Here is a 24,633-nt window from a genome sequence, read left to right as displayed (position 1 = left end):
GTCTGACGATGACGCAGACTTCTGGACGCCGCCGGTTTTTGTACTCGGCGGCGTCTTTCATTTTCCGGCTGGCAGTCGTGGTGATCCTGTTGGGCGGAGGGGGGTGGTGGCTGCTGGCGCATCCCAATACTCCGGTGCCTTCTTATTGGAATCCGTTGCGCGATCTGAAAATCAGCGCGCCGGTGACGCCGGTCACAAAATGGCAGCTGAATCGCGCGCTGGCGCATGAGGCACAGTGCCGGGCGGCTTTGGCAGAGGCTGGTGTGCAATTCCCGGCAATGCAGGATCTGGTTGTCGATCAGAATTGTGGCATCAGCGGCCGGGGTTTGCTGTCGCAACTGGTCACGGCGCGAATGGAGCCTGTGGAAACCAGCTGCACCACCACCTTGCGCCTGGCCATGTGGGAACACCACGTTGTGCAACCCGCTGCGCGCGATCTGCTTGGGACCGACATAACCCGATTGCGTCACATCGGCAGCTATAACTGCCGCCGTATGCGCACCGCGCAGGGTGAAAACAGCGGTTGGAGCAGCCACGCCCGCGCGGACTCGATCGACATTATCGGTATGGATACGGCTGATGGTCGAACGCTGACCTTGTTGTCTGACTGGCAGGGCGCAGAACCGGAAGCCGCTTTTCTGCGCCAGATCTGGCGCGGGGCTTGCGAGTGGTTTCGCGTTGTTCTTGGCCCTGATTTCAATCGTTTGCACGCGGACCATTTCCACCTGCAAGGCCCCGGTTGGGGATACTGCCGATAGACCTTTTGGCAGTTACTGTTCCAAACGCGATTTTGGGGGGAGAAATCGCGGATTTTTTTCCTTTTGGAAAAACCGTGGACGCGGCTACTCTTCCGGCCATCGGTGAGGATTGCCGGATTTATGGATTAAGGAGACTGGGATATGGGCAAGCGCGACGAGTTGATCGCTAAATACGCAGAAGATTTGAAAAGCAAATGTGGGATGGACCCCGATATGGACCTGTTGACCAAGGTCACCATCGGTTGCGGTCCGGCGATTTACGACGCAGACGCGGCAACAGTTGCAGCCAGCCAAGACTCCGAACTGGAAACAGTCAAGAACAACTTCCTGATCAAAAAGTTGGGTCTGGCCGACGGGCCGGAACTGATGGAGGGGATCAACAAAGCCATGGAAACCTACGGCATGTCCGAGCGCAACAAATACCGCGCCGTGGTTTATTACATGCTGACTAAGCATTTTGGCAAAGAAGCGGTATACGGCTGATTTGTCGATAAATTCATGCAACGCCCGTCTTCTTCGGCGGGCGTTTCTCATTTGAATCGTAGTTTAAATATTTGACGTTTGAACCACCGGCAACGGTTGGGCTAAGTTCAAACTGTGACCAGGACGGTCAGAACCTTCCCTTATTTATTACCTAAGCTCATTGAGTATGCGGTCTATAAAGGTCTCGAAGCTTGTCGGTTGCCGGTCTGAATCGCGGCTTACCCCTCCACCCGAGCCAGCCAGATAGACTTCAATGCGTCCAGGGCGTGTTTTGCTGCCAGAACCTGTGAAGTCCCGCGCAATACCACCCAAAGCCTTGGCAGCAAGATCGGCGTTCTCGGCGTCTGCGGGGTGATAATACCGCACCTGAGTTTCTCTGATCCGATAGCCTACGCGCGCCGTCGCAACCACATTCGCCTGGCTTTCGTTCAATAGTTCGAATGCTCGGTCGCTGGTGTCTTGCGAAACCCGTGCCGGAACGAACAGTGACACTTCAAGGTCGATCGAAGGTTTAGCGGGTTGAAGTGGTTTTACCTCAGAGTAATTTGGAGTCGCTGATTGCGTGATCTCTTTGGGCAATGGGTCGAAGACTGCTTGTGTCGGCTGCAAAGAACTACGCTTTTTCAGCAGGCCGGAATCGGGATATGGCGGCGCAACGGGAACTGAAAATGACACCGGTTTGGCAAGCGTTTCCGGATCCTCCAAAACAGGTTCAAGTGAGGCGGGAAGAAACACAATTGGCGGGGCAAGTGACGCTTCGGTTTCTTGCAGTGGTGTTTCATCAATTTCAATGGGAGGCGGAACTGGCTTTTTCTCAAGAATCGGAGCTTGGATTTCTTCTTCAAGCGCGGGCGCAGCAGGATCCTCTGGAATTTGCTCGGTTGATGCCGCCGTAGGCGAAAGTGTTTCGTCCAATGCAGGTTCGTCGCCAGAGTCATTCGACTGCACGACGGAGTTTTTGGGCGTGGACTGTTGGGCTTCAATCAGCTTTGTTCCTGCCCAATGCAGCAAAGCCCCACAAAACAGAGCCGCCACAATAATTGGGATTCGGCTTTTCGAAGGCGGTTTGCTGACAGGTTCATCCAGGTGGAGTGAGCGCACCCGTTCGGACACGATCTCGTCGATCTCAGTGTCATCTGTTGGCGGTAGAAGGTCTGTCTCAGTTGGTTTCAAGCGCGGTGGTTCGCGCGCTTCGACCTTTCCATCAGCCAGCGCGTTTGCACGCTTTTCGCGCGCCTCTTTCAGGCGCGCTTCCCAGGTTTTTGTGTTCTTCGCAGCGACGGCGTCTTCGAGAATCCCACTGCCGCCTTTAACGTCAGACATGGGGTCACACTTTTAAGAAAGACCGAATTTTATTCGGACACCACCAAGCGTCTGCGATTACAAAAAACAGCAGATGGCAAGCCCCCACCCGGCGAAGCCCAGAGAAACATAGCATTTTGTCGAGCGCTTGAGAAGTTTTACGCCAGACACAAGGTTTGCACGTCAATCAGGCTGCGTGTCGCCCAATGCGCAAATCACCTTCCATTCGTCCTCAGTCACCGGCTGCACCGACAAGCGCGAGTTCTTGACTAGCACCATTTCAGCTAGACGTTCGTCCCCCTTGATCTGGTCCAGCGTCACCGGTTTGGCAAAGGGACGAACTGCCTTGATGTCCACGCATTCCCATCGGTCATCATCGGTGGTGCTATCCGGATGAGCTTCGGCACAGACCTCGACGATGCCTACCACTGATTTGTCTTTTTGCGAGTGGTAAAAGAACCCGCGATCCCCAACGGCCATCTGCCGCATGAAATTGCGCGCCTGATAGTTTCGCACGCCATCCCATTCCTCGCCGCTATCCCCTTTTGCGGATTGCTGATCCCAGCTCCAGGTTGAAGGTTCGGACTTGAACAGCCAATACGCCATCAGCCGATCACCTTTTTCCACGGAATCAGCTCAACCGATTGAAACAACCCCGCCTTGGCGTAGGGGTCATTGTCGGCCCAGGTCTGCGCGGCGGCCGAATCGGCGACGTCCAAAATGATTAACGACCCGATCATAGCATCACCATTCAACAGGGGCCCCGCCTGAGAGACCACGCCCGTCTCTTCGATATAAGCTAGGTGAGCGGCGCGGTTGTCCAGCCTGGTTTGCTGCGCGTCGGGCTTGTCTTTGGCGATGAGAGCGATCAGCATTTATTCCTCCTTAAGGGGTCGATTGAGCAAGGTTTGAATGGCCTCAGACACACTGTATGCACCGTGGCTCAGATCCGCCACCGTAGTGCTGATAGGCATGTCCAACCCTTCTTTTTTAGCGATGTCCGACATGGCGCGCGCTGTGGCGACACCTTCGACTGTCGTCTGGCTGTCAAAACTCTGGTTTAGACCCAAACTCAGGCCAAAACGGTAATTTCGGGACAAGTCAGACGAACAGGTCAGAACAAGGTCACCCAGTCCCGACAATCCCATCAGAGTATCAGGACGCGCGCCTCGGGCCGTGGCGAATCGCTGCATCTCAACAAAGCCGCGGGTTAGCAACGCCGCGCGCGCACTGTCGCCCAATCCGGCTCCCATTGTCGCACCGCATGCGATGGCCATAACGTTTTTTAGCGCACCGCCCAGCTCGGCCCCAACCGTGTCGGTCGTGCGATAAAGACGAAGATTTGTCGTTGTTAGTTCGGCTTGCAGCGTTTTGCCGATCTGGGCATCTGCACACGCCAGTGTCAGCGCAGTTGGCAGGCCGCGTGCGATGTCGTCAGCAAAGCTGGGTCCGGTCAGCAGCGCGATGTTGGCAGTTGGTACAACGCTTTCAATCACGGCTATCGGCCCGAGGCCCGTGGACAATTCGATCCCTTTGCAGCAGGCAACCAGTGTTTTGCCCTGCAACAAGGGTGCATGATCCGTCAAAGCCTGTCGCAGTTTCTGCATCGGCACAGCCAGAAGAAGTGTATCTGCGGTACACGCTTCCTGTATATCTGCCGTAGCTGCAATGTTTGGCGGCAAGGTTACACCGGGTAGACGGGCTTGGTTTCTTCGTGCCTCTTGCATTTGTCGCGCTTGGTTTTCGTCACGCGACCACAGCGTAACCTGCCCATTGCCCGCCAATGAAATCGCCAGTGCGGTTCCAAATGCGCCAGAGCCCAGGACAGAAATGCTCATGCCTTGGCCCCTTTCTTGCCACTGCCCAGCATTGCGGGGCTGCGCTGATCCAGAGGCCAACGGGGACGTGCGGTAAGGTCTAGACCGTCGCGCGCGCCGGTGCGAAAACGCTCCAGCCCGGCATAGGCGATCATTGCGGCGTTGTCCGTGCACAAGGGCAGCGGCGGGGCCGTGAATCGCGTGCCTTTTTCCGCACAAACAGTCTCTAACGCAGCACGAATGGCTGAATTTGCCGCCACGCCCCCGGCAACGGCGATGACGGGTTCGGAAGGGTTGAGGACCAGATACTGGTCCATCGCGCGTCGGGTTTTCTCGGCCAAGGTGTCCACAATCGCTTGTTGGAACCCGGCGCATAAATCCGCGCGGTCCTGACGGGTCAGCCCGCCCTTTTCGGCAACGATCTGGTCGCGCATCCGCATCAAAGCCGTTTTCAACCCCGAGAAGGACAGATCGCAACCGGGCCGGTCCAGCAGCGGCCGCGGAAAGCGAAAGCGTTTGGGATCCCCTGCGCGGGCCTCAGCTTCAACAGACGGACCACCGGGTTGTGGCAGGCCCAGAAGGCGCGCTGTTTTGTCGAAGGCTTCTCCGGGCGCGTCATCAATTGTGCCGCCAAGGCGCGTGAATTGCTCTGGTCCGTGAGCAATCAGGTATTGGCAATGGCCGCCCGAAACCAGAAGCATCAAATAGGGAAAGCTGATCCCGTCTGTCAGGCGCGGTGTCAGCGCGTGCCCGGCAAGGTGGTTGACGCCGATCAGGGGCAAGCCGGTCGCGGCACTCAGCCCTTTGGCGCACATGACGCCAGACATGACGCCGCCGATCAGGCCCGGGCCAGCGGTCACGGCAATGGCGTCCATATCGCGCAGATCAAGGTCAGCGGCCTCCAGCGCTTGTTTTACGCAGATGTCGAGCTTTTCCGCATGCGCTCGCGCGGCGATTTCGGGCACAACACCGCCATAGGCGCTGTGCAGATCGGTTTGACCATGTACCACCGACGACAGGATTTCAGCATCCGCGCCGTCGGTTTGGCGCACAACGGCGGCAGCCGTGTCGTCACAGCTACTTTCCAAACCCAGCACGGTAAGTGTTTGCACCATCACCCTGATCCGTTGCATCATGTCATCAACGGCGGGGTATCACCCTGCGCGGATGCAAACAATCCTCAAGGGCCAAGGCGCCATACGTTGTATTTGTTGATGACCCGCCCGCGCGCAGCCTCGAAACGGTTTGTCGCGCAGTTGCCAACCCGCGTCAGATCCCGGGTTCAGGTTATCTATTCCCCAATTCTCGAGATTCGGCCCTTGAGCGTCGCGGTCGAAACAGAGGGGGTGAAGGGCCTGATTTTCACCTCGGCCAACGCGGTGAATGCGGCGGCTTCTAGAGGTGTTGATCGCACATTGCCTGCTTATTGCGTCGGTCCGTCGACGACCGGGACCGCCAAAGGTTACGGCTGGCAGGCCGAGATGGTTGGGGGCACAGCCGAAGAGCTTGTGGGATATTTGCTGAAGAATCGGCCCGAAAGCCCTTTGTTGCATTTACGGGGCGAGCACACGCGCGGCAACATCGCGGCTCGACTTACCGAATCCGGTCTGACTGTGCGCGAGCAGCCGGTTTATCAGCAGCTTCTGTTGCCGCTAACACCCGAGGCGGCAGACGCCGCAGACCGAAATTTGCCAGTCATCGCCCCATTATTTTCACCGCGCACGGCGCGACATTTTGCCGATATTTGGTCCGGCTCAGCGCCGCTTTGGCTTGCCGCAATCAGTCAGGCAACGGCTGATCCCCTTTATTCCATGGACTATGCGCACCTGAAGATCGCCAAAGCGCCGACACCCAAGAAAATGCGTAAGGCAGTTAAAAAGCTTGTAAAACATGTGTTGCGGGTTGAGGGAGGCGAGGTCCCCGATTAACTTAACTTGGGCTGTTATTCATCTGAATTTGGATTCGATAAGGGGAATATTGCGGTGGCTGGTAAGAAGAAATCCGACGAAAAGCCGGTGGAAGACCCCAAGGCAGACGACGTTGTTGAATCCGAGCTGCAACCGGAAGATACGCCTGTTGACCCCGATGAACCTGTAGCAGAAGACCTTTCCGAAGCCGAAGCCGAAGCCGAAGCCGAAGCCGAAGCCGAAGCCGAAGCCGAAGCCGAAGCCGAAGCCGAAGCCGAAGCCGAAGTACCGCCGGAAGATACCGCTCCGGTCGAAGAAAAAACTGTCGAGCGTGTGGTGGAAAAGCGCGGTGGATTTGTGCCCGCTTTGTTGGGCGGGGCTGTCGCCGCTGTAGTCGGATTTGCGCTGGGCAATGGTGGGCTGTTACCGGGTGGAACCGACAACTCGGACGCTCTGGCGGCACTGGAATCGAAACTGACGGATCAGTCGGATCAGATTGCGAAGCTGTCTCAAACGCTGGCAAGCACTCCAGACGTTTCTGGTCTGACCGATCAGGTCAAAGCCCTGTCTGACAAGCTGGCACCGGTCGAAGGTGACCTGAACGCGGTCAAATCATCAGTTGATGCGCTGTCCGGTCAGGTCGCGCCTTTATCGGAACGGATCGCAACGCTTGAGAAAGCCCAAATCGAAGCCAACACATCACCCGAGGCCACTGCCGCATTCGAGGCTGAGCTGAAAAAACTTCAGGATTCGCTGGCGGCGCAACGGGCTGAGGTTGAAAAGATGGTGTCGGACGCGCAAGCGCTCGAGGCGAAAGCATCTGCCGAAGCTCAGGCTGCTACAAATGCTGCGGTTCTGTCTCGTGTGCATGGGCAGTTGGATGCGGGCCAACCTTATTCCGAACTGGTTGCGGAATTGAAGGCGGGTGGTGTCAATGTGCCTGACGCATTGAGCGCGCCGGCTGACAAAGGTGTGGAAACCTTGTCGTCACTTCGGGCTTCTTTTGAGCCAGCAGCCCGAAATGCTCTGGCAAACGCGCGTGATGCGGACAAGGGCACCGGCCTGATTGCCTTTTTGCAACGGCAAACGGGTGCGCGTTCGGTCACGCCACAAGATGGGGATGGGCCGGACGCCGTTCTGTCGCGCGCTCAGGCTGCGCTGGCGGACGGAGACCTGTCCAAAGCGTTGAGCGAGCTGAAATCACTTCCCGAAGCGGCGCAGACCGCGATGGCCGATTGGGAGCAGGCGGCTCAGACACGGGTCGCTGCCGTCGATGCGGCGAATACTTTGGCTTCTGGCCTGAACTCGAACTGAAGGACCTGCCATGCTGTGGTCACTGTTTAAGATCCTCGTTTTTGTTGCGATTATTGGCCTGCTGGCGCTAGGCGGTCAGTTCCTGATGCAAACCAGCGGTGGGGTGCAGATCACCGTCGCGGGCACGGAATTCACGCTTGGGCCATTGCAGTCCGTGATTGCGCTGGGCGTGCTGGTATTTGCGGTTTGGCTGTTCTTCAAACTGCTCAGCCTTTTAGTTGCCACGCTTAAGTTCCTCAACGGGGATGAAACGGCCCTGTCGCGGTACTTCGACCGCAGCCGCGAACAGCGCGGGTATCAGGCGCTGTCGGATGGTCTGATGGCACTGGCTTCGGGTGAGGGGCGTGCAGCAATGACCAAAGCCAACAAGGCCGAGAAGCTGCTGAACAAGCCAGAACTGACAAATCTGTTGGTGGCGCAGGCGGCCGAGATGACGGGCGACACCAAAAAAGCGGCTGAAACCTACAAGAAACTTGTCACCAACAACGCGACCCGTTTTGTCGGCGTGCGCGGGATCATGAAGCAGAAGCTGGCCGAAGGTGATGACGAAACGGCCCGCAAGTTGGCCGAAAAGGCTTTGGCGATCAAACCGCGCCATGAAGAAACGCAAGACGTTCTGCTGAACCTGCAAACCAAGGCCCAGGACTGGGCCGGGGCGCGTTCGACCCTGTCTTCCAAATTGAAAGCGGGCTATCTGCCGCGTGACGTGTTCAAGCGCCGCGACGCGGTTTTGGCTTTGTCCGAAGCGAAGGATATTCTGAACGAAGATGCGAGCGTAGAACAGCAGGAACACGCGATCGAGGCCAATCGACTGTCACCTGATCTGGTGCCTGCCGCGGCCATGGCCGCCCGTGCTTACATCGCCAAAGGCAAACCTCGCCCCGCGACCAAGATTCTGAAAAAGGCCTGGGAGGCGCAACCTCATCCAGATTTGGCCCATGCCTTTGCCGAGATTGCGTCGGATGAAACGCCTGCGGAAAGGCTCAAGCGTTTTACCGCGCTGACCCGCATTCATCCCGAGAATTTGGAAACCCGTTTGATTCTTGCCGAGTTGAACATCGTGGCCGAAGATTTCCCTGAAGCCCGCCGTGCGCTGGGAGATGTGGTGGAAAAACAAGGAGATGCGCGTGCTTTCACGTTGATGGCCGCCATTGAGCGCGGCGAAGGTGCTAAGGACGCTGTTGTACAGGGCTGGCTGGCAAAGGCGCTCAACGCACCGCGTGGTCCGCAGTGGGTGTGTGACAATTGTCATGACATCCAACCCGAATGGGCCCCGGTTTGCCAGAATTGCGGCAGCTTCGATACGCTCAGCTGGCAAACACCCCAGACGCCCGAGATCGCAAGTGCGACCGGCGTTCACATGTTGCCATTGATCGTCGGTGCACTTGAAGACAAAACGGACGATCCGGAAGAGGCAGAGCCGCTGGACGAGACTGAAACGGTTGAAGCGACAGCGGAGCCCGTCGAAGTTGCAGAAGAGACCGAAGTTCAGAAGCAGGCCTGAGCCTGACACAGACCAATTTGGTCATCACATCTGAATCAGTGTGCCTTTGAGCCTCCGGTCGCTGATCGGAGGCTTTTCTGTGTCGAAAGCTATGGCGCAGTCAGCTCCTCCGAATTGCGAATACCTTGATCCGCTTCAATTTCGGACTTTAAGCGATGTGCTTCAGGGCAAGCTGTGGCGTTTTGATTTGCACCCGGAGCAGGGATCAGAACAGGACGCACAACGCAAACAGAGCTTAACGTAGACAGGTACGCTCTGCCGCAACCGCGTTTATTTTCAGCATGTTAGGAAGAAATTTGGTGCCCAGGAGAGGACTCGAACCTCCACGTCCATACGGACACTAGCACCTGAAGCTAGCGCGTCTACCAATTCCGCCACCTGGGCAGGTGTCGTGAGGGCGCGTTTAAGCCCAGCGGCGGAGGGCGTCAACCAGATTCGCAGAGATTTTTGAAAGTTTTTTGAATTTGCTTCTGGGCCGCTGAATTGGCTCGGCGCATTTCACTCCTCACGCGGCGAATTAGCGCCTTGTTAGGAAGGCTTGCGGGCGTTAGGTCTAGGGCGCAATTTCTCAGCAGGAGCCCTCTCATGTCGAAACTGGTGACGATTTATGGCGGATCGGGATTTGTCGGTCGCTACATCGCGCGGCGCATGGCAAGTGAGGGGTGGCGTGTACGGGTAGCAGTGCGCCGCCCGAACGAGGCGATGTTCGTGAAGCCCTATGGCGTCGTCGGCCAGGTCGAACCGGTGTTGTGCAACATCCGCGATGACGCGTCCGTTGCGTTGGCCATGCACAGTGCGGATGCTGTGGTCAACTGCGTTGGTGTTCTGAACGAACTGGGCAAAAACGATTTTGGTGCTGTACAGGCAGAAGGAGCCGAGCGTATTGCGCGATTGGCGGCTGAGCAGGGGATTGAACGGATGGTTCATGTCTCGGCCATTGGCGCGGATGCCGATGCGGCCAGCGAATACTCTCAGACCAAGGCGCAGGGCGAGGCGGGCGTGTTGAAGCACATGCCAAACGCGGTGATCCTGCGGCCATCTGTGATTTTTGGCACAGAGGATCAATTCTTCAACCGCTTCGCCGGAATGACGCGCATGGGGCCGTTCCTGCCATTGGTTGGGGCCGAAACCAAATTCCAGCCGGTTTTTGTGGATGATGTGGCCAAGGCTGCGGTCAAAGGTGTTCTGGGACAGGCCGAACCTGGCGTGTATGAGCTGGGTGGCCCCGAGGTCAAAACCTTCCGCGCTTTGATGCAGCAGATGCTGGAAGTGATCCATCGTCGTCGCGTTATCATCGGTATGCCGTTCTTTGCCGCTCGGATCATGGCGGGTGTTCTGGATATCGTGAAGTTTGTCAGTTTCCAGTTGTTCCCGAACAACATTCTGACCCGCGATCAGCTGAAGAACCTGCGGAACGACAATGTGGTGTCCGATGGAGCAAGGTCTTTCGCCGATCTTGAGATCACGCCGACCACATTGGAGTCGGTGCTGCCGGAATACCTGTGGAAGTTCCGCCCCTCGGGTCAGTATGACGAGATTCAGAATTCGGCGAAGAACCTGCGGACTGATCAGCTGTAGGCCATGAACAGCAGGATCGCGCCAAGAATGACGCGGTAGATGACGTAGGGTGTGAAGCTGATGCTGCGCAGTAGCCGCATCATCAGGCTGAGTGCCAAAAGAGCTGAGATAAAAGCAAACACCGCAGCAATGGCGCCGTCGCGCGCCAACTGTGCGTCGGCGTTTCCTATCACATCCAAAGAAAGCAAGGTGCCAGAGGCAAGGATCGTCGGGATCGACATCAACATGGCAATCCGCGCGCCGTCTTCGCGGGTATAGCCTAACTGGCGCGCGCCAGTGATGGTGATTCCAGACCGTGATGTGCCTGGGATCAGGGCAAGAACCTGCCACAACCCCATTTTGAACGCGTCGCGTACGCCCCAATCAGCGCTTTCTTTGGTTTGTGGGGCTTTCTGGTCCATCCAATACAGCAACAGACCGAAACCCAACATGGTCCAACCAATTACTGTGATGGAACGCATAGCCTCACTCAGCCCGGTCATATGCAGGATAAAGCCTGCGATCACCGTCGGGATTGTTGCGATGATCAAGCCCAAAGCTAAGCGCGCCTGCTCTGTGTCAGTACGGCCAATCAAGGCATGCGGCAGGCCGGAAATGGCGCGTTTAACGTCCGGCCAGAAATACAGAACGACCGCGCCAAGGGTTCCCACATGCACCGCAACGTCTATGGTTTGCCCCTGATCCTGCAGGCCCGTCAGGTTTGGCAAAAGGATCAGGTGACCTGATGAAGATATGGGCAAAAACTCAGTGATTCCCTGAATAATTGCTACGAGAATCAGGTGAAAAAGACTCATCTGCCCTGCCGAGTTACGGTCACTATTGCTTTCCTTGTATGGGTATAAGGGTGGTACAAGAAAAGAAAGCACACAAATAGGTCCGAAGCGGAACTAAAATTCGGTTACTTTTTCTGAAATTGACTTGCAGATGGCCGATTTTCTCAATTTAGGTCAGCATAATTGACTTTTAATCCGAAAGACTATCTCGTAAAGAGACCGGACCAAGCCAATTCATGGAGTCTGACCCGTGGCCAAGCAACCGATGCTGAAATTTGTGCAGATCGACCGGGACATGCCGGAAAAACGCGCCGCTGATGTGCGCAAGGAAGACTTCAACGAGATCTATGCGGAATATGCCGCTGCCAAAGCGGAAGAACAAGCCAGCCGGTGCAGCCAATGTGGCGTGCCCTATTGCCAGTCGCACTGCCCGCTGCACAACAACATCCCCGACTGGCTGAACCTTACGGCCACCGGTCGTCTGGAAGAGGCGTATCAGACCAGCCAGGCGACCAATACCTTCCCCGAGATCTGTGGCCGTATCTGTCCGCAGGACCGTTTGTGCGAAGGCAATTGTGTGATCGAACAATCGGGGCATGGCACCGTGACCATCGGCACGATCGAGAAATACATCACCGACACCGCTTGGGACAAAGGCTGGGTGAAGCCTGTTTCGCCCACCGCAGAGCGCAGCGAAAGTGTGGGTATTATCGGGGGCGGCCCCGGTGGGTTGGCCGCTGCAGACATGCTGCGCCGCGCCGGAATTCAGGTCACTGTCTACGACCGTTATGATCGTGCGGGTGGATTGTTGATGTATGGTATTCCGGGTTTCAAACTTGAAAAGGATGTTGTGCAACGGCGCAACGATCTGCTGGCTGAAGGCGGCGTGACATTTGAGCTGAACTGCGACGTTGACGCCGAGAAATTTGCAGAAATTCATGCCAAGCATGACGCGGTTATCATTGCAACTGGCGTTTATAAATCGCGTGACTTGTCCATGCCAGGAAGTGGGTTGGGTGGAATCGAGAAAGCCATCGATTTCCTGACCGCCTCGAACCGTAAAAGCTTTGGCGACGACGTAGAAGACTTCGACAATGGCCGCCTGAATGCTGAAGGCAAGAAAGTGGTTGTGATCGGTGGCGGCGACACGGCAATGGACTGTGTGCGTACCTCGATCCGTCAGGGCGCGACCTCGGTCAAATGTCTGTACCGACGCGACCGTGCCAATATGCCTGGCTCGCAACGTGAAACACAAAATGCCGAGGAAGAAGGCGTTGTCTTTGAATGGCTCAGCGCGCCCAAAGGGTTCACCGGTGACGACAAAGTAACCGGCGTGATGGTGCAGAAGATGCGTCTGGGGCAACCCGATGCTTCGGGCCGTCAGGCTCCGGAAGTCATCGAAGGTGCGGATTATGTGGAAGAGGCCGATCTGGTCATCAAGGCGCTGGGTTTTGAGCCTGAGGACCTGCCCACTCTGTTCGGCCAACCGGATTTGCCTGTGACACGCTGGGGCACCGTTAAGGCTGCATTCCAGACAGGTGAGACCGAAATGGATGGCGTCTATGCCATTGGTGATATCGTGCGCGGTGCATCGCTGGTCGTCTGGGCGATCCGCGACGGTCGCGACTGTGCCGACGCGATCATCGACCGTTTCAACGCCAAAGCGGCCATCGCAGCCGAATAAGCTCAAGGATTATCAGGGTTCGACGCCAAGACGTCCCCTTGAAAGAAGGAAACAGCCAATGACCAAATATGATGCCGATTGGGTCCGAGCCGAGGAAGCCAAACGCGAATGGATGGCGGAAAACAGTCTCTATTCCAAGGATGAAGAGCATTCATCGTGTGGTGTGGGCCTAGTTGTATCTGTAGATGGTAAGCCGTCACGCAAGGTGGTAGATGCGGGGATTGATGCACTAAAGGCGATTTGGCACCGTGGTGCTGTGGACGCCGACGGCAAAACCGGCGACGGCGCGGGTATTCACGTTCAGATCCCTGTTCCCTTCTTCTATGACCAAATTCGCCGTACGGGGCACGAACCCAAACTGGACGAGCTTATCGCAGTGGGTCAGGTATTCCTGCCGCGCACAGATTTTGGTGCACAGGAAAGCTGCCGGACCATCGTGGAAACCGAAGTTCTGCGCATGGGCTACTACATCTATGGCTGGCGTCACGTGCCGGTCGATGTGACTTGCCTGGGCGAAAAAGCCAATGCGACCCGCCCCGAGATCGAACAGATTCTGATCTCGAACTCCAAGGGTGTGGACGAAGAGACATTTGAGCGTGAGCTATACGTGATCCGGCGCCGCATCGAAAAAGCCGCGACTGCCGCGGGTATTTCAGGGCTTTATCTGGCGTCGTTGTCCTGCCGTTCGATCATCTACAAGGGCATGATGCTGGCCGAACAGGTCGCCGTGTTCTATCCCGACCTGATGGACGAGCGCTTTGAGTCCGCTTTTGCGATCTATCACCAGCGTTACTCCACCAATACGTTCCCGCAGTGGTGGCTGGCCCAACCCTTCCGAATGTTGGCCCATAACGGCGAGATCAACACGCTGAAAGGCAATATAAATTGGATGAAAAGCCATGAGATCCGCATGGCCAGCGGTTCTTTTGGTGACTACGCTGAAGACATCAAGCCGATCATCGCAGGCGGATCGTCGGATTCGGCTGCATTAGACTCGGTTTTCGAGGTTTTAGTGCGTGCGGGCCGATCTGCGCCCATGGCGAAAACCATGCTGGTCCCGGAAAGCTGGTCCAAACAGGCGGTAGAGCTGCCTCAGGCGTGGCGCGACATGTATTCCTACTGCAACTCGGTGATGGAGCCGTGGGATGGACCTGCTGCACTGGCGATGACCGATGGTCGTTGGGTCTGTGCCGGACTGGATCGGAACGGTCTGCGCCCGATGCGCTATGTGGTTACCGGTGACGGGCTTGTCATTGCAGGGTCCGAGGCGGGCATGGTTCCGATCGACGAGGCAAGCGTCACTGAAAAAGGCGCGCTTGGCCCCGGTCAGATGCTGGCCGTGGACATGAAGAAAGGCAAGCTGTACCGCGACAGACAGATCAAGGACAAACTGGCACGTGCGTTGCCCTTTGGTGAGTGGGTTGGCAAGATCAACGATCTGGACGACACGTTGGCCGGTGTCAGCGAAGCCCCGATTTTTTCTGGCGAAGAGCTGCGTAAGCGTCAGATCGCTGCGGGGTATTCGGTTGAAGAGCTAGAGCAGATCCTTGCCCCGATGGCCGAGGATGGCAAAGAAGCACTTGCTTCAATGGGGGACGACACGCCCTCGGCTGTTTTGTCGAAACAGTACCGGCCACTCAGCCATTTCTTCCGCCAGAACTTTAGTCAGGTGACCAACCCACCGATCGACAGTTTGCGCGAATACCGGGTGATGTCGCTGAAAACACGCTTTGCCAACCTCAAGAACGTGTTGGATGAGGACAGCAGCCAAACCGAGATCATCGTTTTGGAAAGCCCCTTTGTCGGAAACGCCCAATGGGACAAGTTGGTCGAGAATTTTGATGCGCCCTTGGTTGAAATCGACTGTAGCTTTGAACCAGGCCGTGGTGCACTGAGCGCCGCTTTGGCCCGTGTTAGAGCCGAATCAGAAGAAGCCGTTCGGTCCGGTGCAGGACATATCGTGTTGTCTGACATGAACACGGGCGAGGGCCGGATTGCGATGCCGATGATTTTGGCAACCAGTGCAATTCACTCACACCTGACCCGGCAAGGGCTACGGACGTTCTGCTCTTTGAACGTGCGTTCCGCTGAATGTATCGACCCGCATTATTTTGCCGTTCTGATCGGGTGCGGTGCGACCGTAGTGAATGCCTATCTGGCAGAAGATTCTCTGTCCGATCGCATTGATCGTGGTCTGTTGGACGGAACCCTGACCGAGAATGTCGCCCGTTATCGCGAAGCTATCGATCAGGGCCTGCTGAAGATTATGGCCAAGATGGGTATTTCGGTGATCTCGTCCTATCGTGGCGGGCTGAACTTTGAGGCCGTGGGCCTCAGCCGCGCCATGGTGGCCGAGTATTTCCCGGGCATGACCAGCCGGATTTCGGGGATCGGTGTGACGGGTATTCAAGCCAAGCTTGAAGACATCCACGCTAAGGCTTGGGACAGCGGTCTGGATGTTCTGCCTATTGGTGGTTTCTACAAGGCGAGGAAATCGGGTGAAACCCACGCGTGGGAAGCGACCTCGATGCACATGATGCAAATGGCCTGTAACCGCGCTTCTTATGAGTTGTGGAAGCAGTATTCGGCCAAGATGCAATCGAATCCGCCGATCCACTTGCGCGACCTGATGGACTTTAAACCTATGGGCAACGCGATCCCGATTGAAGAGGTCGAATCGATCACCTCGATCCGCAAGCGCTTTGTAACGCCGGGCATGTCTTTGGGTGCACTCAGCCCCGAGGCGCATAAGACGTTGAACGTGGCGATGAACCGGATTGGTGCGAAATCCGATTCAGGCGAGGGTGGCGAAGATCCGGCGCATTTTGTGCCCGAGCCCAATGGCGACAACCCATCCGCTAAGATCAAACAGGTGGCTTCGGGCCGGTTCGGTGTAACCGCAGAATACCTGAACCAGTGCGAAGAGCTTGAGATCAAGGTGGCTCAAGGTGCCAAACCGGGTGAGGGTGGTCAGCTGCCGGGCATGAAGGTCACTGACCTGATCGCGCGTCTGCGTCACTCGACCAAGGGCGTGACGCTGATCTCTCCGCCGCCGCACCACGATATCTACTCGATCGAGGATCTGGCGCAGTTGATCTACGATCTCAAGCAGATCAACCCGCGTTGCAAGGTGACGGTCAAGCTGGTTGCGTCTTCGGGCGTGGGCACGATTGCGGCTGGTGTAGCCAAGGCGAAAGCAGATATTATCCTTATTTCGGGTCACAATGGTGGCACTGGTGCGTCTCCGGCGACCTCGATCAAGTATGCTGGTCTTCCGTGGGAGATGGGCCTGACCGAAGCGCACCAGGTGCTGGCGATGAACAACCTGCGCGATCGTGTGACACTGCGGACCGATGGTGGTCTGCGGACCGGGCGTGACGTTGTCATGGCTGCGATGATGGGGGCCGAAGAATACGGAATCGGCACCGCTGCGCTGATTGCGATGGGCTGCATCATGGTGCGTCAGTGCCAATCGAACACCTGTCCGGTTGGTGTGTGTACGCAAGACGAAAGCCTGCGCGCCAAGTTCACCGGAAATGCGGACAAGGTGGTGAACCTGATCACCTTCTACGCGCAGGAAGTGCGAGAGCTTTTGGCAAGCCTTGGTGCACGCTCGATGGATGAGATCATCGGCCGTGCCGATCTACTGGCTCAGGTCAGCCGTGGGTCTGCGCATCTGGATGATCTGGACCTGAACCCGTTGCTGATCACCGTCGATGGTGCACACAACATCGTCTACAACCGCGACAAGGATCGGAATGCTGTACCCGATACTCTGGACGCCGAAATCGTACGAGACGCGGCGCGGTTCCTGAAGGACGGCGAGAAGATGCAACTGTCTTACGCGGTGCAGAACACGCATCGGACGGTGGGTACTCGTGTCTCCAGTCATATCGTTCAGAATTTTGGTATGCGGAATACGTTCCAGGACGACCACCTGCACGTGAAACTGCAAGGGTCAGCCGGTCAGTCGTTGGGTGCATTTGCCGCGCCGGGTCTGAAGCTGGAAGTTTCGGGCGATGCCAACGACTATGTCGGCAAGGGACTTTCGGGTGGCATGATCGTTGTACGCCCACCGCAGGTCAGCCCACTGAAAGCAGACGAGAACACCATCATCGGCAACACCGTTTTGTACGGTGCAACCGATGGCCATCTGTTTGCCGCCGGTCGAGCGGGCGAGCGGTTCGCCGTGCGCAACTCGGGCGCCAAGGTGGTGATCGAGGGCTGTGGCTCGAATGGCTGTGAGTACATGACAGGTGGTGTTGCGGTGATCCTTGGCGACATCGGTGCCAATTTTGGTGCCGGCATGACAGGTGGCATGGCCTATCTGTATGATCCCGAAGGCAAAGCCCAAGCGCTGATGAACATGGAAACCCTTGTCACCTGCCCGGTTTCTGTCGCGCATTGGGAAGAGCAACTGAAAGCGCTGATCACGCGCCATGCAGAAGAGACCTATAGCCGGAAAGCCGCAGACATCTTGCAACATTGGGACGTTGAAAAAGGCAACTTCCTTCAAGTGTGCCCCAAAGAGATGCTGAATAAGCTGAGCCATCCGCTGAGCATCGAAGCCACCGCAGTTCCAGCGGAATAAAGCCTGCTGCAAAGCTTTATAGGCTGAAAAACACTAAATTACGGGCCTCGCGTGTCATTTGCACCACGCGGGGCCTGGTTTGTTTACACTGTTTTTTCGGGATTCTTGCCTGTGCACCGGAATTTCGCCAATCTTCCTCGGAATTCGAGCGAAAACCATGGGCTGCTTCAGAAGTCCCGTGGTGTAAATCAGGGGCGGTAGAGTGCCAACAACATATCGCGACCAGTTCTACACCTTTGATCCGGCGAACCCTCCGCCTGTGGGAACGGCAATTGCTGTCGCCAGTTTCGATTTCACGGACGTTGATGATGACAACGAAATCGATGCGCCCAGTGGTGATACTGTCAATGGGCAGGACGTCACATCGTCATGGCCAGGGGATACGGTCACCATCAATGTGACCGGAGTTGGTAATGTCACCTATGTTGGAACCACGTTCTATCTGGCCGATGGGTCTCGGGTGTTCACCCCGACAGACGGTCAGGTTTTACAGCCAGGGACGTTGGTTTCGACAAGTTTCGTCAACACACAGGGACCGCTGGATGTTGGTACTCTGGGTCCGCCCTGTTTCACGCCGGGCACAATGATTGCAACGCCTGACGGGGAACGCGCGGTGGAAGACCTGAAAGCTGGTGATCTGGTCACGACACTGGACCATGGCCCTCAGCCCTTGATCTGGGTTGGGCGCACAAGGGTCGAGGCCAAAGGGAAACTGGCCCCAATCCGGTTTGAGGCAGGCGTTTTCGAGCTGGACTGTCCGCTTCTTGTCTCGCCGCAGCATAGAATGCTTATCGAGGATTGGCGCGCATCCTACTTGTTTGGACACGCCGAGGCGCTGATCGCGGCCCATGTTCTTGTCAACGGCGATACAGTGACCCGCGTTGAAGGCGGGGAGGTGGAATATGTTCACCTGCTGTTCAAGAGGCATGAAATCGTCATCGCCAATGGGGCAAAAAGTGAAAGCTACTATCCGGGTCATGCTTTGACGGCCGCGGACCGAGAGACCCAAAGCGAAGTGTTGCACCTGTTTCCTGAACTGGCCGGAGCGGACCCGATGTCGCTGGAAACGGCGCGCCCGGTCGTCCACCCGCGAGAGGCGCGCGCCTTGGGAATTTAGGCCGTTTCAAACCCCGGCGACGCGTCGTATAGCTGAGATATGGCGAAGAAAGCAGCCCGCAAATCAGGCGGAAAAAAAAGTAAGGCGACCAAACGGAAATCAACTGTGGCCCAAACGGTCCGTCGTTGGGCGACACGTGCCGCTTTGGCGATTGCCGGCCTCGTGGTCGCCTTGGTCTTGTTCTATTCGGTTGTAAACCCGCCGGTAACCCACACCATATGGTCCGAGTGGCGGCGATTGGGCAAAGTTGAACGCGAGTGGGTTCCGATAGAAGAGATTTCCCCGATCATGGCTCGATCGGTCGTCGCGGCGGAAGATGCGAATTTCTGCCAGCACTGGGGATTCGATGTTGAAGCCATACGTGACGCACTTGAAGGCGGCGGCAATCGCGGTGCGTCGACTATCACGCAGCAGGTGGTGAAGAACGTGTTTCTCTGGCAAGGGCGCAGCTGGGTGAGGAAGGCGATGGAAACCTCAATCACCCCGGTGGTTGAGATCTTCTGGAGCAAGCAGCGTATTCTCGAGGTCTATCTGAACGTTGCAGAAACCGGCAACGGCGTGTTTGGCGTTGAAGCAGCGGCACAGCGCTATTTCAACCGAAGTGCTGCGCAATTGACTTCTGTTCAGGCGGCCCGGATTGCTGCCATTCTGCCATCACCGCGCAATCGTTCGGTCACAGACCCAAGTGTGCGCACGCGTCGACGCGCGGCTTCGATTCTGGACGGGGCGGCCACCATCCGCGCAGATGGTCGCGCAGATTGTTTCGAGGATTGAAACCCGCTGCCCTCAAGGGCTAAATCAGTCGGGTATTCACTGGTTCGATTGGAAGCCCATGGCGCGTCTGTTTCACGTTCCCCTCTCTCCGTATTGCCGCAAGGTCCGATTGTCTTTGGCCGAGAAGAAGATCGAAGTTGAATTGGTCGAGGAGCGATACTGGGAACAGGATCCGGACTTTCTGCGCCGAAATCCGGCGGGAAAAGTGCCGGTGTTGCGTTTGGACGGGCAAATCATGTCGGAAAGTGCGGCGATCTGCGAATATATCGAAGAAACCCGCCCCGAACCGCCCTTGATGCCGAAAAACCCCGAAGCCCGGTTTGAAGTTCGTCGCCTTGTGGGATGGTTTGACGACAAGTTCCATCACGAAGTGACATCGAAGCTTTTATATGAGCGGGTGAACAAGAAGGTGACCGGTCAGGGATACCCGGACAGCAAGAATGTCAAACAGGGTGCCAAGGCGATCAAGTATCATCTGGACTATATGGCCTGGCTGCTGGATCACCGCCGATGGCTGGCCGGGGATCAAATGACTTTGGCCGATTTCGCGGCGGCGGCACATTTGTCGGCGCTGGATTATATCTCGGACGTGGACTGGAACCGCAGCCAGGTGGTCAAGGATTGGTACGCGAAGATCAAGTCGCGCCCGGCGTTTCGGTCCATTCTGGCGGATCAGGTGCCAGGGTTTCGGCCGCCGCCTCATTACGCCGATCTGGATTTCTGATAGGGTTCAGCAGGGGGCTGCCTGCCCCCATCGCGCCGGGGGCGCGATTCCCCCGGAGGTATTTTAGGCCAGATGAAGAGCGGATCGGACCTGAAGAAAAAGCTGGTGCAACAGGCCCTGGCAGAGGGGTTTGTGGCGTGTCGGGTGTGCCGCCCTTGGGATGTTCCGCAGGTGCCCGAACGCCTTGGGGCGTTTTTGGAGGCCGGGTATCACGGACAGATGGGGTGGATGGCTGAGCGGGTGCATTGGCGCGGTGATCCCGCCGCCCTGTGGCCCGAGGCGCGGTCTGTGATCATGTTGGCTGAAAGCTACACGCCAGAGCATAACCCGACAGAGGTTCTGAACCATCCGGATCGCGGCGCTATTTCCGTTTATGCACAGAACAAGGACTACCATGATCTGGTCAAGAAACGCCTCAAGCGATTGGCGCGATGGTTGATTGCTGAGGCGGGGGGCGAGGTAAAGGTTTTTGTCGACACCGCTCCGGTTCCGGAAAAGGCCTTGGGGCATGCTGCTGGCCTTGGTTGGCAGGGTAAGCATACCAACCTTGTCAGTCGTGAATGGGGGAATTGGGCTTTTATAGGCTCTGTTTTTACGACAATTGAGTTACCGTCGGACGCGCCGGAGGTAGATCACTGTGGTTCGTGTCGCGCCTGTCTGGACAGCTGCCCGACCGATGCGTTTCCGGCCCCGTATCAATTGGATGCACGGCGGTGCATTTCGTACCTGACCATTGAACATAAAGGTCCCGTTGAGCCCGAGTTGCGCAGTAAGATGGGCAATCGAATCTATGGTTGCGATGATTGCTTGGCGGCTTGTCCCTGGAACAAGTTTGCCGTCGCTGCCAGCGATATACGGTATGCCGCCCGAGCTGATCTGAAAGCACCGTCGCTGGCAGAGCTGGCGGCGCTGGATGATGCGGCCTTTCGTTCGAAGTTCTCTGGTTCACCCATCAAGCGCATCGGGCGGGACCGGTTCGTCCGGAATGTGCTTTACGCCATTGGAAACTCGGGCCACTCAAACTTGAGGCCGGTTGCACAGGTGTTGACAAGCGACCCGGATGAAACCGTGGCCGACGCGGCGCGCTGGGCGGTAGAACAGCTGTCATAAATGCCGCAAACAGGCTGGACGCGTCGCGCATAACCGCTACACCCAATCGCAGCGAACAGTAAGGAGGACCCGATGACTCTGTCTTTGGGGGTGGATACGGGCGGAACCTATACCGATGCGGTGTTGATCCGGGATGAGAAAGAGGTGATCGCCTCGGCCAAGTCGCTGACCACGCGTGCGGATTTGGCCATTGGTGTGGGCAAGGCGATCTCTGCCGTGCTGGAAGACGCCCAGGTCTCGCCGGAGCAGATTGCGATGGCGTCATTGTCCACGACACTGGCCACAAATGCTCTGGTTGAAGGGCAGGGTGGACGTGTCGCGCTGATCTATATCGGGTTCAAGACGGGTGATCTGGTAAAGCATGGCTTGAAGGACGCGCTGAAAGATGATCCGGCGCTTGTGATTGCGGGTGGTCATACACATTCCGGCGGCGAAGCTGCGCCGCTGGATACTGCCGCCTTGGAGCAGTTTTTAGACACTCACAAAGGCATTTCTGGCTTTGCGATTGCGGCCCAATTCGCAACCCGTAATCCAGCGCATGAACTGGAGGCGGCGCGGATCGTATCTGAAAGGACCGGTGCGCCGGTGACATGTTCGCATCATTTGTCGGCCAAGTTGAACGGGCCGAAACGTGCTGTGACGGCGGTGCTGAATGCGCGTCTGATTGGAATGATCGACCGCTTGATCGGGCGCGCGCAAGATCAATTGCGCGTTCTGGGAATCTCGGCCCCGATGATGGTTGTGCGTGGCGATGGAGCTTTGATGAGCGCCGAACAGGCGCGGGAGCGCCCGATTGAGACCATCCTGAGTGGACCGGCGGCTTCGATTGTCGGGGCGCGCTGGCTGACCGGGGCTGACAATGCGCTGGTGTCGGATATCGGAGGCACCACAACTGATGTAGCGCTGATCCGGGACGGCAAGCCAGCTATTGATCCGGGCGGCGCGCAGGTTGGTGGATTTCGAACCATGGTCGAGGCTGTGGCGATGCGCACACATGGTTTGGGTGGGGACAGCCAGGTTCATGTTGTGACCGAAGGATTGCAGGGTGGCGTGTTTCTGGGCCCCCGGCGTGTTCTGCCCGTGTCTTTGATCGCAGCGGAAGCGCCCGAAGTTGTGCACGCCATTCTGGACGAACAATTGCGGGCGACCACGGTGGGCGAGCACGACACCCGATTTGTACGACGCGTGCCGGGTGTGCATGCTGATGGTGTCGGCGCTCGGGAAGAGATGTTGTTGGAACGTCTGGGCGATCAGGTTCTTCCGCTTGGCGCACTGCTGCGGTCGCGGATGGAGAATGGCGCACTGAATCGCTTGGTCGACCGCGGGATCGTCCAGGTCTCGGGCGTGACGCCGTCGGATGCGAGTCATGTATTGGGCCGCGTCGACGCTTGGGATTCTGAAGCTGCACGCAAGGCCTTGGAGCTGGTGGCCCGGAAACGGGTCGGATCCGGGGACATGCTGGCAAATTCGCCAGAGGCATTGGCGCAGATGATCGTGGATCAATTGACGGAACAGACCAGTTTGACTTTGTTAGAGGCTGCTTTTGACGAAGAGCAGGATGATTTCGGATTGTCACCTCAGGAATTGGCGCGGCATGTGTTGACGCAGCGTGGGTTGGCGCAACATCGTGGGTTGTTGTCGTTAAATGCCGCGTTGAACGTGGATGTGGTGGGCCTTGGAGCGTCAGCCCCCAGCTATTACCCCGCAGTGGGTGAGCGGTTGCACTGTCGCATGATCCTGCCCGAGCACGCTGGCGTAGCGAATGCGATCGGTGCGGTTGTTGGACGGCTGACATTGCGGCGGTCTGGTACGGTCACGTCACCGACCGAAGGGCGGTATCGTGTGCATCTTGAGGACGGGCCACAGGATTTTTCTGCATCGGATGAAGCGCTGGCGTTGTTGGAGCGGATTCTGAAATTCGAAGCCGAGAGTGCAGTCAGAGAAGCTGGCGCGGAAGATATTCGGGTGATCGTGGATCGCGATATCAAAACGGCGCGGGTCGAGGCCAAGGATGTTTTTGTCGAAGCCATGATTACGGTCGAGGCAAGCGGGCGACCAAGGGTGGCTACAGGCTAGCCCCCCTGAAGAGTTCAGAGGGGCCGGGCAGGTGGTGCTTTATTCTGCGGCGCTGGCGCGTTTAGGAAGGACCCAATCCGGGCGCGGGAAGTGGCAGGTATAGCCGTTCGGAATGCGCTCCAGATAATCCTGATGCTCTGGCTCGGCCTCCCAGAAATCTCCGACAGGTTCAACTTCGGTCACGACCTTGCCGGGCCACAGGCCACTGGCGTTCACGTCAGCGATGGTATCGACCGCAACCTGCTGCTGAGCGTCGTCCACATAATAGATCGCCGAGCGATAGCTCATGCCGCGATCGTTGCCTTGACGGTTAATCGTAGTCGGGTCGTGGATTTGGAAAAAGAACTCCAACAGGTCGCGATAGCTGATCTGCGACGGATCAAACCAGATCTCGATCCCTTCGGCGTGGGTGCCGTGGTTGCGATAGGTCGCGTTGGGCACATCGCCGCCGGTGTAACCGACGCGGGTGCGTGAAACGCCCGGCATTTTGCGGAACAGGTCCTGCATGCCCCAAAAGCAGCCTCCGGCCAGTACAGCGCGTTGTTCGGTCATCAGATGTCCTCCACATGAATCAGATATTCGCCATATCCTTCGGCTTCCATTTCGTCACGATGGATGAACCGAAGAGAGGCGGAGTTGATGCAATAGCGTAGCCCGCCATGTTCGCGCGGGCCATCGGGAAAGACATGCCCCAGATGGCTGTCGCCGTGTTTCGAGCGGACCTCGGTCCGGATCATACCATGCGTTGTATCGCGAAACTCTTCCACATGTTCATGGATAATCGGCTTGGTGAAACTGGGCCAGCCGCACCCAGATTCGTATTTGTGGGTCGAGGCGAAAAGCGGCTCACCTGATACGATGTCCACATAGATCCCCGGTTCCTTGTTGTTCAGGTATTTTCCGGTGCCTGGACGTTCAGTTCCACTGCGTTGAGTGACGTGAAATTCTTCGGGCGAAAGCGCAGCGATGGCCGTGGGGTCTTTGGTATAGCGGGTCATGGATCCTCCGGCTGGTAAAGTATTGTGCCATAATCTGGGGACTGCAGAGGGGAAAGCAAAGCGATATTTCAACCGGCTCTCGCAGTCGTGCAAGTGATCTGAAGACTGACGAACCGCGTATCA

Annotated in this window: 21 protein-coding genes and 1 tRNA gene; 13 read left to right on the top strand and 9 right to left on the bottom strand. The window is 57.1% G+C overall.

Going from position 1 to position 24,633, the window contains the following annotated elements:
* The first annotated feature begins 8 nt into the window (after nt 1–8).
* Nucleotides 9–758, top strand: coding sequence for an extensin family protein (locus GS636_RS14060; protein WP_171184735.1), 750 nt, complete (start codon nt 9–11; stop codon nt 756–758).
* A 141-nt stretch (nt 759–899) separates the two neighbouring features.
* Nucleotides 900–1,241, top strand: a complete 342-nt coding sequence (locus GS636_RS14055) for a DUF2853 family protein (RefSeq protein ID WP_171184737.1) — start codon at nt 900–902, stop codon at nt 1,239–1,241.
* 147 nt (nt 1,242–1,388) lie between these two features.
* On the opposite strand, the gene GS636_RS14050 is transcribed toward GS636_RS14055, so the two are convergent.
* The 5 genes from GS636_RS14050 to tsaD all read right to left on the bottom strand — a co-directional run bounded on the left by GS636_RS14050 (nt 1,389) and on the right by tsaD (nt 5,475).
* Nucleotides 1,389–2,564: a hypothetical protein gene (locus GS636_RS14050; protein WP_171669991.1), complete on the bottom strand. Its 1,176-nt coding sequence runs from the start codon at nt 2,562–2,564 to the stop codon at nt 1,389–1,391.
* A gap of 162 nt (nt 2,565–2,726) precedes the next feature.
* Nucleotides 2,727–3,149: an EVE domain-containing protein gene (locus tag GS636_RS14045; RefSeq protein WP_171092721.1), complete on the bottom strand. Its 423-nt coding sequence runs from the start codon at nt 3,147–3,149 to the stop codon at nt 2,727–2,729.
* Nucleotides 3,149–3,418 (bottom strand): YciI family protein, encoded by a 270-nt coding sequence (locus tag GS636_RS14040; protein WP_171669989.1) that lies wholly within the window; start codon nt 3,416–3,418, stop codon nt 3,149–3,151. The genes GS636_RS14045 and GS636_RS14040 overlap by 1 nt, the downstream gene beginning before the upstream one ends.
* Nucleotides 3,419–4,381: an NAD(P)H-dependent glycerol-3-phosphate dehydrogenase gene (locus GS636_RS14035; protein WP_171669986.1), complete on the bottom strand. Its 963-nt coding sequence runs from the start codon at nt 4,379–4,381 to the stop codon at nt 3,419–3,421.
* Nucleotides 4,378–5,475 (bottom strand): tRNA (adenosine(37)-N6)-threonylcarbamoyltransferase complex transferase subunit TsaD, encoded by a 1,098-nt coding sequence (gene tsaD / locus GS636_RS14030; protein WP_171669984.1) that lies wholly within the window; start codon nt 5,473–5,475, stop codon nt 4,378–4,380. Before tsaD ends, GS636_RS14035 begins: the two co-directional genes overlap by 4 nt.
* Nucleotides 5,476–5,574: 99 nt before the next feature.
* On the opposite strand from tsaD, the gene GS636_RS14025 reads away from it, so the two are divergent.
* The 3 genes from GS636_RS14025 to GS636_RS14015 are packed head-to-tail and all read left to right on the top strand — an operon-like array spanning nt 5,575 to nt 9,085.
* Entirely contained in the window at nt 5,575–6,288 is a 714-nt protein-coding gene (locus GS636_RS14025) for a uroporphyrinogen-III synthase (RefSeq protein ID WP_171669981.1), read from the top strand.
* 54 nt (nt 6,289–6,342) lie between these two features.
* Nucleotides 6,343–7,581 (top strand): hypothetical protein, encoded by a 1,239-nt coding sequence (locus GS636_RS14020; RefSeq protein WP_171669978.1) that lies wholly within the window; start codon nt 6,343–6,345, stop codon nt 7,579–7,581.
* Between the two features lie 10 nt (nt 7,582–7,591).
* Entirely contained in the window at nt 7,592–9,085 is a 1,494-nt protein-coding gene (locus GS636_RS14015; protein WP_171669975.1) for a heme biosynthesis protein HemY, read from the top strand.
* 297 nt (nt 9,086–9,382) lie between these two features.
* Here the strand turns inward: GS636_RS14015 and GS636_RS14010 are convergent.
* Nucleotides 9,383–9,469: transfer RNA gene (locus GS636_RS14010), tRNA-Leu, on the bottom strand.
* Between the two features lie 201 nt (nt 9,470–9,670).
* On the opposite strand from GS636_RS14010, the gene GS636_RS14005 reads away from it, so the two are divergent.
* The gene (locus tag GS636_RS14005) at nt 9,671–10,663 is read left to right on the top strand and encodes a complex I NDUFA9 subunit family protein (RefSeq protein WP_171669973.1); all 993 of its coding nucleotides are present in this window, start codon (nt 9,671–9,673) and stop codon (nt 10,661–10,663) included.
* Here the strand turns inward: GS636_RS14005 and GS636_RS14000 are convergent.
* Nucleotides 10,654–11,457, bottom strand: coding sequence for an undecaprenyl-diphosphate phosphatase (locus GS636_RS14000; protein WP_171669970.1), 804 nt, complete (start codon nt 11,455–11,457; stop codon nt 10,654–10,656). The genes GS636_RS14005 and GS636_RS14000 overlap by 10 nt on opposite strands.
* Before the next feature lie 229 nt (nt 11,458–11,686).
* On the opposite strand from GS636_RS14000, the gene GS636_RS13995 reads away from it, so the two are divergent.
* The 7 genes from GS636_RS13995 (at nt 11,687) to GS636_RS13965 (ending at nt 23,512) form a co-directional block, all read left to right on the top strand.
* Nucleotides 11,687–13,120, top strand: a complete 1,434-nt coding sequence (locus GS636_RS13995; RefSeq protein ID WP_171669967.1) for an FAD-dependent oxidoreductase — start codon at nt 11,687–11,689, stop codon at nt 13,118–13,120.
* A 58-nt stretch (nt 13,121–13,178) separates the two neighbouring features.
* A complete protein-coding gene (gltB, locus tag GS636_RS13990; protein WP_171669965.1) occupies nt 13,179–17,711 on the top strand; it encodes a glutamate synthase large subunit in 4,533 nt (1,510 codons plus the stop codon).
* Between the two features lie 202 nt (nt 17,712–17,913).
* Nucleotides 17,914–18,828 (top strand): Hint domain-containing protein, encoded by a 915-nt coding sequence (locus GS636_RS22725; RefSeq protein ID WP_171669963.1) that lies wholly within the window; start codon nt 17,914–17,916, stop codon nt 18,826–18,828.
* A gap of 39 nt (nt 18,829–18,867) precedes the next feature.
* Nucleotides 18,868–19,602 carry a monofunctional biosynthetic peptidoglycan transglycosylase gene (mtgA, locus tag GS636_RS13980; RefSeq protein WP_171184762.1) on the top strand — a complete coding sequence of 245 codons (735 nt, stop codon included), beginning with the start codon at nt 18,868–18,870 and terminating at the stop codon, nt 19,600–19,602.
* A gap of 58 nt (nt 19,603–19,660) precedes the next feature.
* Nucleotides 19,661–20,326, top strand: coding sequence for a glutathione S-transferase family protein (locus GS636_RS13975; RefSeq protein ID WP_171093340.1), 666 nt, complete (start codon nt 19,661–19,663; stop codon nt 20,324–20,326).
* Between the two features lie 72 nt (nt 20,327–20,398).
* A complete protein-coding gene (gene queG / locus GS636_RS13970; RefSeq protein ID WP_171669960.1) occupies nt 20,399–21,436 on the top strand; it encodes a tRNA epoxyqueuosine(34) reductase QueG in 1,038 nt (345 codons plus the stop codon).
* 72 nt (nt 21,437–21,508) lie between these two features.
* Nucleotides 21,509–23,512, top strand: a complete 2,004-nt coding sequence (locus tag GS636_RS13965; protein WP_171669958.1) for a hydantoinase/oxoprolinase family protein — start codon at nt 21,509–21,511, stop codon at nt 23,510–23,512.
* Nucleotides 23,513–23,551: 39 nt separating this feature from the next.
* Here GS636_RS13965 and msrA read toward each other — a convergent pair whose 3' ends face one another.
* Together msrA and msrB are read right to left on the bottom strand one after the other, a co-directional pair.
* Nucleotides 23,552–24,064: a peptide-methionine (S)-S-oxide reductase MsrA gene (gene msrA / locus GS636_RS13960; protein ID WP_171669956.1), complete on the bottom strand. Its 513-nt coding sequence runs from the start codon at nt 24,062–24,064 to the stop codon at nt 23,552–23,554.
* Nucleotides 24,064–24,510: a peptide-methionine (R)-S-oxide reductase MsrB gene (gene msrB, locus GS636_RS13955; protein WP_171092690.1), complete on the bottom strand. Its 447-nt coding sequence runs from the start codon at nt 24,508–24,510 to the stop codon at nt 24,064–24,066. Before msrB ends, msrA begins: the two co-directional genes overlap by 1 nt.
* Between the last annotated feature and the right edge of the window lie 123 nt (nt 24,511–24,633).

This window comes from Ruegeria sp. HKCCD4884 (assembly GCF_013110855.1).
Taxonomy (GTDB): Bacteria; Pseudomonadota; Alphaproteobacteria; order Rhodobacterales; family Rhodobacteraceae; genus Ruegeria.
This window is presented reverse-complemented; position numbering and strand designations above follow the sequence as displayed.

Bases quoted from the DNA above. Each gene is read 5' to 3' on its own strand.
- msrB (WP_171092690.1), bottom strand. From the start codon at position 24,510: ATGACCCGCTATACCAAAGACCCCACGGCCATCGCTGCGCTTTCGCCC.
- GS636_RS14000 (WP_171669970.1), bottom strand. From the start codon at position 11,457: ATGAGTCTTTTTCACCTGATTCTCGTAGCAATTATTCAGGGAATCACT.
- GS636_RS14035 (WP_171669986.1), bottom strand. From the start codon at position 4,381: ATGAGCATTTCTGTCCTGGGCTCTGGCGCATTTGGAACCGCACTGGCG.
- GS636_RS14015 (WP_171669975.1), top strand. From the start codon at position 7,592: ATGCTGTGGTCACTGTTTAAGATCCTCGTTTTTGTTGCGATTATTGGC.
- tsaD (WP_171669984.1), bottom strand. From the start codon at position 5,475: ATGGTGCAAACACTTACCGTGCTGGGTTTGGAAAGTAGCTGTGACGAC.
- msrA (WP_171669956.1), bottom strand. From the start codon at position 24,064: ATGACCGAACAACGCGCTGTACTGGCCGGAGGCTGCTTTTGGGGCATG.
- queG (WP_171669960.1), top strand. From the start codon at position 20,399: ATGAAGAGCGGATCGGACCTGAAGAAAAAGCTGGTGCAACAGGCCCTG.
- GS636_RS14055 (WP_171184737.1), top strand. From the start codon at position 900: ATGGGCAAGCGCGACGAGTTGATCGCTAAATACGCAGAAGATTTGAAA.
- GS636_RS13975 (WP_171093340.1), top strand. From the start codon at position 19,661: ATGGCGCGTCTGTTTCACGTTCCCCTCTCTCCGTATTGCCGCAAGGTC.
- GS636_RS14045 (WP_171092721.1), bottom strand. From the start codon at position 3,149: ATGGCGTATTGGCTGTTCAAGTCCGAACCTTCAACCTGGAGCTGGGAT.
- GS636_RS14040 (WP_171669989.1), bottom strand. From the start codon at position 3,418: ATGCTGATCGCTCTCATCGCCAAAGACAAGCCCGACGCGCAGCAAACC.
- GS636_RS14025 (WP_171669981.1), top strand. From the start codon at position 5,575: ATGACCCGCCCGCGCGCAGCCTCGAAACGGTTTGTCGCGCAGTTGCCA.
- gltB (WP_171669965.1), top strand. From the start codon at position 13,179: ATGACCAAATATGATGCCGATTGGGTCCGAGCCGAGGAAGCCAAACGC.
- GS636_RS14060 (WP_171184735.1), top strand. From the start codon at position 9: ATGACGCAGACTTCTGGACGCCGCCGGTTTTTGTACTCGGCGGCGTCT.
- mtgA (WP_171184762.1), top strand. From the start codon at position 18,868: ATGGCGAAGAAAGCAGCCCGCAAATCAGGCGGAAAAAAAAGTAAGGCG.
- GS636_RS14005 (WP_171669973.1), top strand. From the start codon at position 9,671: ATGTCGAAACTGGTGACGATTTATGGCGGATCGGGATTTGTCGGTCGC.
- GS636_RS14050 (WP_171669991.1), bottom strand. From the start codon at position 2,564: ATGTCTGACGTTAAAGGCGGCAGTGGGATTCTCGAAGACGCCGTCGCT.
- GS636_RS13965 (WP_171669958.1), top strand. From the start codon at position 21,509: ATGACTCTGTCTTTGGGGGTGGATACGGGCGGAACCTATACCGATGCG.